This window comes from Chitinophaga sp. RAB17, assembly GCF_052114225.1.
Lineage (GTDB): Bacteria > Bacteroidota > Bacteroidia > Chitinophagales > Chitinophagaceae > Chitinophaga.
Map to the genome: position 1 here is coordinate 19,362 of NZ_JBFREI010000024.1, position 7,715 is coordinate 27,076.

At 46.9% G+C, this 7,715-nt stretch carries 1 protein-coding gene and 1 pseudogene; both read left to right on the forward strand.

What is annotated here, in order from left to right:
* Positions 1–4: 4 nt before the first annotated feature.
* A pseudogene (locus tag AB4Z08_RS35605) lies at positions 5–4,852 on the forward strand (amino acid adenylation domain-containing protein); the annotation flags it as partial.
* Positions 4,852–7,715: condensation domain-containing protein (locus AB4Z08_RS35610; protein ID WP_441578542.1), on the forward strand; the 2,864-nt coding region annotated here is incomplete at its 3' end. The pseudogene AB4Z08_RS35605 and the gene AB4Z08_RS35610, both read left to right, overlap by 1 nt.

The following is a 7,715-nucleotide window of genomic DNA, read 5'->3' on the forward strand; positions in this document are numbered from 1 at the left end:
ACTGATATGGCAGGAGGTGCTGGAGAGGGAAGGAGTCAGCGTAAAGGATAATTTCTTTGGGATAGGGGGGCATAGCTTAAAGGCCACCCGCTTGTCCAGCCGGATTCATAAAGTCTTTGATGTTAAAGTACCATTGAACGAATTATTTGTAAAGGTAATACTGGAAGACCAGGCCCTGTTAATTGACTCCGCTGTTAAAACAGCTTTTGTTACCATACCTGTAGCAGATCCCCAACCAGCTTATGTGTTGTCATCTTCTCAGCGCAGACTGTGGATCATGAGCCAGTTTGAAGAGGGGAATGTGGCCTACAATATGCCTGGGGTGCAGGTATTTGAAGGCAACCTGGATCGTGCGGCGCTGGAGGCTTCTTTTGCTGCATTGATAGCAAGACATGAAAGCCTGCGGACTGTATTCCGGGAAGATGGAACCGTGAAACAGGTAGTGCTTCCGCCAACAGCTACAGGATTCCACCTCACTTACCAGGACCTGCGATCAGAAAAAGAACAGGAGGCGCTGATAGCACAACTGGTGCACGCTGCTGCCGCAACGCCCTTTAACCTGGCCTCGGGGCCTTTATTAAGGGCAGCTTTATACCAGACTACTGATAATACATGGGTATTTATCTATGTGATTCATCATATCATCGGTGATGGATCTTCTATGGATGTGTTGATTGATGAGTTGCTGCAATTATACAATGCTTTCGTTCACGGAACCCGGGTCGATTTACCACCGCTGCGTATCCAGTATAAAGATTATGCCAGCTGGCAGCAGGAGCATTTAAAAGGTGTTACGTTGGCAGAACACCGGAACTATTGGCTCACACAATTTGCAGGTCCTTTACCGATATTGGACCTGCCGGCAGATAAACCCCGCCCGGCAGTAAAAACGCATCATGGTGCCATGGTAAACTGGCTTATTGATGAATCATTAAATACAGGTCTGCATACACTTCTCCGGGAACAGGAAGCTACTTTATTCATGGGCTTACTGGCAGCCGTGAACGCCTTATTGTACAGGTATACCCTGCAGGAAGATATTATTGTAGGAACACCCATAGCCGGCAGGGAACACTCGGACCTGGAGAACCAGATAGGAATCTATATCAATACGCTGGCGTTAAGAACACGGTTTAGCGGAGAAGACAGTTTTAAAACATTACTAAACCATATCAAATCGGTAACCCTGCAGGCATATGAGCACCAGGTGTATCCTTTTGATGAACTGATAGATGAATTACCACTTAAAAGGGATCTGAGCAGGAGTGCACTGTTTGATGTGATGGTAACACTACAGCACACTAACGTGCATCATAGCGCCCTGTTAAATCCGGATGAGCTGAAGGTAAGTACATATGAAGGAGAAATTTTCACGGGCAGTAAGTTTGATTTGATCTTTACTTTTATAGAGGAGAAAGAAAAAATACGGGCAAACATCCAGTACAATACCGATATCTATACAGAAAATAGCGTCAACAGGTTAGCCCATCATTTATCACAATTACTTGCTGCTATAATAGCACAACCTTCCATTCCCATCCGGCAACTGAATTATTTAGGTGTAGCAGAAAGGCATACATTGCTCACAGCAGTTAATGAAACGGCCACTGCTTACCCGGCAGATAARACSATMCCCRCCCTTTTTGCAGAACAGGTRRARAARACGCCYGATCAGGTTGCRCTGGTGTTTGAAGACAGCTCCTTTACCTACAAACAGCTGGATGAAATATCCAACCGGTTGGCGCATTATTTACGGCAACAGCATAATATACAACCTGATGACCTGGTTGGCATTGTGCTGGACAGGTCTGCGTTCTTAATCATTGCTATACTGGGCGTACTGAAATCAGGAGGAGCTTATGTTCCCATTGACCCTGAGTTTCCGGCAGCCAGGAAAGCCTTTATGACAAAGGACACGGATATCAAAGTATTGATCACACAGGAAGCTTACAATTCCACGGAATATTATAATGGCCCTGTTTTCCTTATTGATGTGCAATTGGAAGATACCGATAACGTTATTGAAGCACCAGTTACTAATTTACAGGCCGATCACCTGGCCTATGTAATGTACACCTCCGGCTCCACAGGCGTACCAAAGGGAGTGATGATACCCCATCGCGGCGTGGTACGATTGGTGAAATCGACTCACTATGTATCCTTCACTGACCACAAAACACTGGTGTCTACCGGTGCAATATCTTTTGATGCTACTTGCTTTGAATACTGGGGCATGTTACTGCATGGAGGTAAACTGGTGCTGTGCAGCAAGGAGATATTGTTGGATAGCCAGCAGTTGGCAGCTACGATCAGGGAGCATGGTGGAGATTTAATGTGGTTTACTTCTGGCTGGCTAAATGAATTGGTAGACAGGGATATCAGTATTTTCAGCGGTTTAAAAACTATATTGACARGCGGAGACAGACTATCCACTGTTCATCTGAATGCTATACTGCATCAGTATCCTGGCATCAATCTTATTAGCTGTTACGGTCCTACTGAGAATAGCACCTTCTCTTCAACATACCCGGTGAGGACTCCTTCAGAGGAGGATATACCACTGGGAAAACCTATCAGCAACAGCACATGGTATGTGCTCGATAACTGGCAACAGCCGGTGCCTGTGGGGGTAGCAGGAGAAATTTGCGTGGGAGGTGCGGGGCTTGCACGTGGTTATCTGAATCAACCGGATCTGACAGCAGATAAATTTATTGCCCATCCTTTTATAGCAGGGGAGCGGCTCTACAGGTCCGGCGATATAGGTAAATGGCTGCCGGATGGGAACCTTGCCTTTATAGGTCGTCAGGATGCGCAGATAAAGATTCGTGGCTACCGCGTGGAATTAGGGGAAATAGAAAGTGTGCTGCAAAACTATGAACCGGTTATTTCGGTGGTAGTCATTGCCATATCGGATAGTGCAGGTGAAAAGGAACTGGTAGCCTACATTGTAAGTAAAGAAGACTTAAACATCTCCGCTATACGGACTTATCTAAGTAAACAATTACCGGGATACATGGTGCCAGGCTATTTTGTCCGGCTGGAAGCATTGCCTTTAAATGCCAACGGAAAATTAGACCGGAGCAAATTGCCCGAGCCGGAAGGGCTGGGCAGGAATACCGGCGCCCCGTATGTAGCGCCGCGTAATGAGGTAGAAGAAAAACTGGTATTGATCTGGCAGGAGATATTGGGAAGAGGACAAGTAAGCGTAACAGATAACTTCTTCGAGATAGGAGGACATAGTTTAAAAGCCACGCGCTTGTCTGCTCAGATCCACAAGGTATTTGCCGTAAAGCTATCCATGAAGGAAGTATTCTCCCTGGTAACCCTGGAAGAACAGGCGACGCTGATAGCACAATCTACCACACAGTCCTATATTACCATCCCGCTGGCGCCTGAACAATCCGGCTATGTATTATCTTCTTCCCAACGCAGATTATGGGTGTTGAGTCAGTTTGCGGAGGGCAATGCTGCCTATAATATACCCGGCATATACCTGTTTGAAGGAGCATTAGATCGCAGTGCACTGGAATATGCCTTTGATACTTTATTGGAGCGGCATGAAATACTGCGCACCATATTTAAAGAAGATGATGCCGGAGAGCTGAGGCAATTTATCCGGACAGCAGCAGATACCGGTTTCAGGATCTCTTATTGTGACCTGCGCAATGATGCAGCTGGCGGAGAGCTGGCAAAGACATTGATAGCATCTTCTTATATCCGCCCATTTGACCTGGCCACCGGCCCTTTATTAAGAGTGGAGCTGTATCAGCTGACAGACCATCAATGGATATTCAGTTATGTGATGCATCATATCATCAGTGACGGATGGTCTATGGGTATTTTAATCAATGAATTGCTGCAGATATACAATGGTTTCATTAATGGGGTACCTGTTGCCTTGCCGCCGTTGCGCATTCAGTATAAGGATTATGCAGTATGGTTACAGCAACAGTTAAGCGGAACACTTTTACAGGCGCATAAAGACTATTGGCTGCAGCTGTTCGAAGGCACATTACCCATACTGGAACTGCCGGCAGATAAACCCCGTCCGGCCATGAAAACGTATGATGGGGGTGTAATCTGCAAATTCCTTAATGCAGCTGTCACCAGTGGACTAAAAGCACTTTGCCGGGAGCAGGATAGTACACTGTTTATGGGCTTGCTGGCTGCGGTGAATGCATTGTTACACCGGTATACCCGGCAGGAAGATATTATTATAGGAAGTTCTATTGCCGGCAGAGAACACGCCGACCTGGATGACCAGATAGGATTTTATGTGAACACCTTAGCACTACGTACGCGGTTTAAGGGAGATAATAGTTACAGAGAATTATTAGGGCTGGTAAAACAGTTAACCCTGGGCGCCTATGAATACCAGGTGTATCCTTTTGATGAGTTGGTGGATGCATTGCATACCCCCCACGATATGAGCCGTAATCCCCTGTTTGATATAACAGTGGTGTTACAAAATACGGATACGCATACACGTGGAGAAGAACAAACACTGGACGCGCTGCAGGTAAGTAGTTATAAAGAAGTATCCAACCCGCATAGTAAGTTCGATCTGTCTTTTGATTTTGCAGAGATAGAAGACAGCATCAGGACCATCCTGGTATATAACACAGACCTCTATACGGAAAGTACCATAGAACGTATATTCGGACACCTGGAACAATTGCTGTCTGCCATAATAGCCGCGCCGGATATGCCGGTTAATACATTAAATTATTTAAGTGAGCCGGAGCAGCAGCAGTTGCTGATTACCTTCAATGAAACCGCCACCGCTTACCCGGCAGATAAGACGCAGCCAGGAAATCCTTTATCACCGCGGACACGGGCATCAAAGCGCTGATCACGCAAACAGAATATATTTTTGACCTGGAATATTACAATGGGCCTGTTTTCGCTATCGATGTGCAGCTGGAAGAAACAGGTGATATCGCTGAAGCACCGGTGATTGATTTACATGCCGGTCACCTGGCCTATGTGATGTACACCTCCGGTTCTATGGGCGTACCCAAAGGAGTGATGATACCACATCGTGGTGTAGTGCGTTTGGTGAAGCCGGGCAGYTATGCCCGCCTGACAGGTAATGAAACYCTTTTRTCYACCGGTGCGGTATCCTTTGATGCTACCTCCTTTGAATACTGGGCCATGTTACTAAATGGCGGAAAACTGGTGCTGTGCAGTAAGGAAACATTATTGGAYAGCGGGCAGCTGGCAGCCACTATCAGGGATAACGGGGTAGATATGATGTGGTTTACTGCCGGTTGGTTAAATGAACTGGTGGATAAGGATATAAGTGTTTTCCGGGGATTAAAAACAATACTGGCGGGAGGAGACAGGTTATCGCCTGCTCATATCAACRCTTTATTGCAYCACTACCCCGACCTACATATTATTAACGGTTACGGGCCTACGGAAAACACCACCTTCTCMCTAACCTGCGAAGTGATGGCCGGCGGGGAGGATATACCTGTAGGRAAACCTATTGATAACAGTACCGTTTACATTCTTGACAGCCGGTACCAGGTAGTACCTGTTGGCGTAGTAGGAGAAATCTGTGTAGGTGGTGCAGGTCTTGCGCGAGGTTATTTAAACCAGCSGGATCTGACAGCAGAAAAATTTATCGCTCATCCWTTTATAACAGGGGAACGRCTCTATAAGACGGGYGATCTGGGCAGATGGCTGCCGGATGGAAACATTGCTTTTACCGGSCGTCAGGATGCGCAGGTAAAGATCCGCGGCTACCGCATAGAATTGGGAGAGATAGAAAGTGTGTTGCAAAATTATGAGGCGRTAACATCGGCAGTAGTCATCGCYAGGTTGAACAATAGCGGAGAGAAGGAACTGGTAGCCTATATCGTTGGCAAAGAAATATTGAACACTGCTGCAATCAGGGCTCATGTAAGCAGGCAGTTACCGGACTATATGGTTCCCGGCTATTTTATCCAGCTGGAAGCCYTGCCTTTAACGGCCAATGGTAAGGTAGACAGGAACAATTTACCGGCTCCGGAAGGACTGGATATGAAYACGGGTGTTCCTTATGTAGCGCCACGCAATGAGGTAGAAGAGAAGCTGGTATTGATCTGGCAGGAGATACTTGACAGGGAACAGATAAGTGTAAAAGATAACTTTTTTGAGATAGGAGGACATAGCTTAAAAGCCACCCGTTTATCCAGCCAGATCCACAAGGTGTTTGATGTAAAGGTGTCGTTAAACGAATTATTCTCCCAGGTAGTGCTGGAAGAGCAGGCGGCACTGATAGCGCAATCTGCCCGGCATTCTTTTGTTACTATACCATTGGCGCCTGTGCAACCGGGTTACRTGCTATCTTCTTCCCAACGCAGGTTATGGGTATTGAGCCAGTTTGCGGAAGGAAATGTGGCTTACAATATATCCAGTGTGTACGTGTTTGAAGGAGAGCTAAACATCGCTGCCCTGGAGCATTCCTTTAATGCATTACTGGAGCGGCATGAAATACTGCGCACGGTGTTCAGGGAAGATGAGCAGGGAGAGCTGTGGCAATTTATCCGGCCGGCAGCAGATACCCCCTTCAACATAAACTATTGTGACCTGCGCCATGACGTGGCAGCAGCACAACAGGTAAATGCCCTGGTACAGTCTTCTTTTGTACAACCCTTTGATCTGGCCACTGGCCCACTATGGAAGGTAAATCTGCATCAGTTAACTGACCATCAATGGATATTCAGCTATGTGATGCATCATATCATCAGTGATGGTTGGTCTATGGGCGTTTTGATCAATGAATTGCTGCAATTATACAATGCCTTTATAAAAGGAGAGAGGATGGCATGGCCGGCCTTGCGGATCCAGTACAAGGATTACGCTGCCTGGCAACAGGAACAATTGAGCGGTACCGCTTTACAGGCGCATAAAGACTATTGGCTGCAGCAGTTTGAAGGAACATTACCCATACTGGACCTGCCGGCAGATAAACCCCGTCCGGCTATCAAAACCTATAACGGAGGCGCCGTCCATCGGCTGATTAACGCCGCTGTAACCCGGGGATTAAAAGCACTTTGCCAGGAGCAGGGCAGCACACTGTTTATGGGCCTGCTGGCAGCCGTGAATGTATTATTGCACCGCTATACCCGGCAGGAAGATATCGTGATTGGCAGCCCCATAGCCGGCAGAGAACATGCGGACCTCGAAGGCCAGATTGGTTTTTACATAAATACCCTGGCATTGAGAAACCGGTTTAACGGATCAGATAGTTTCCCGCAGCTGTTGTCGGATATCCGGGAATTAACCCTGCGTGCTTATGAACACCAGGTGTATCCATTTGATGAGCTGGTGGATGCATTGCATATCCCGCACGATATGAGCCGTAATCCCCTGTTTGATGTAACGGTAGCCTTACAGAATACGGATACGGATACACGTGGACAAACGCTGGGCACTTTACAGGTAAGTGGCTATAAAGCAGCTGCAGACCTGCGCAGTAAATTCGATCTGTCGTTTGATTTTGCTGAAATAGAAGACAGCATCAGAACAACACTGGTATATAACACAGACCTCTATACGGAAAGTACCATAGAACGCATATTCGGACACCTGGAACAATTGCTGTCTGCCATAATAGCCGCGCCGGATATGCCGGTTAATACATTAAATTATTTAAGTGAGCCGGAGCAGCAGCAGTTGCTGATTACCTTCAATGAAACCGCCACCGCTTACCCGGCAGATAAGAC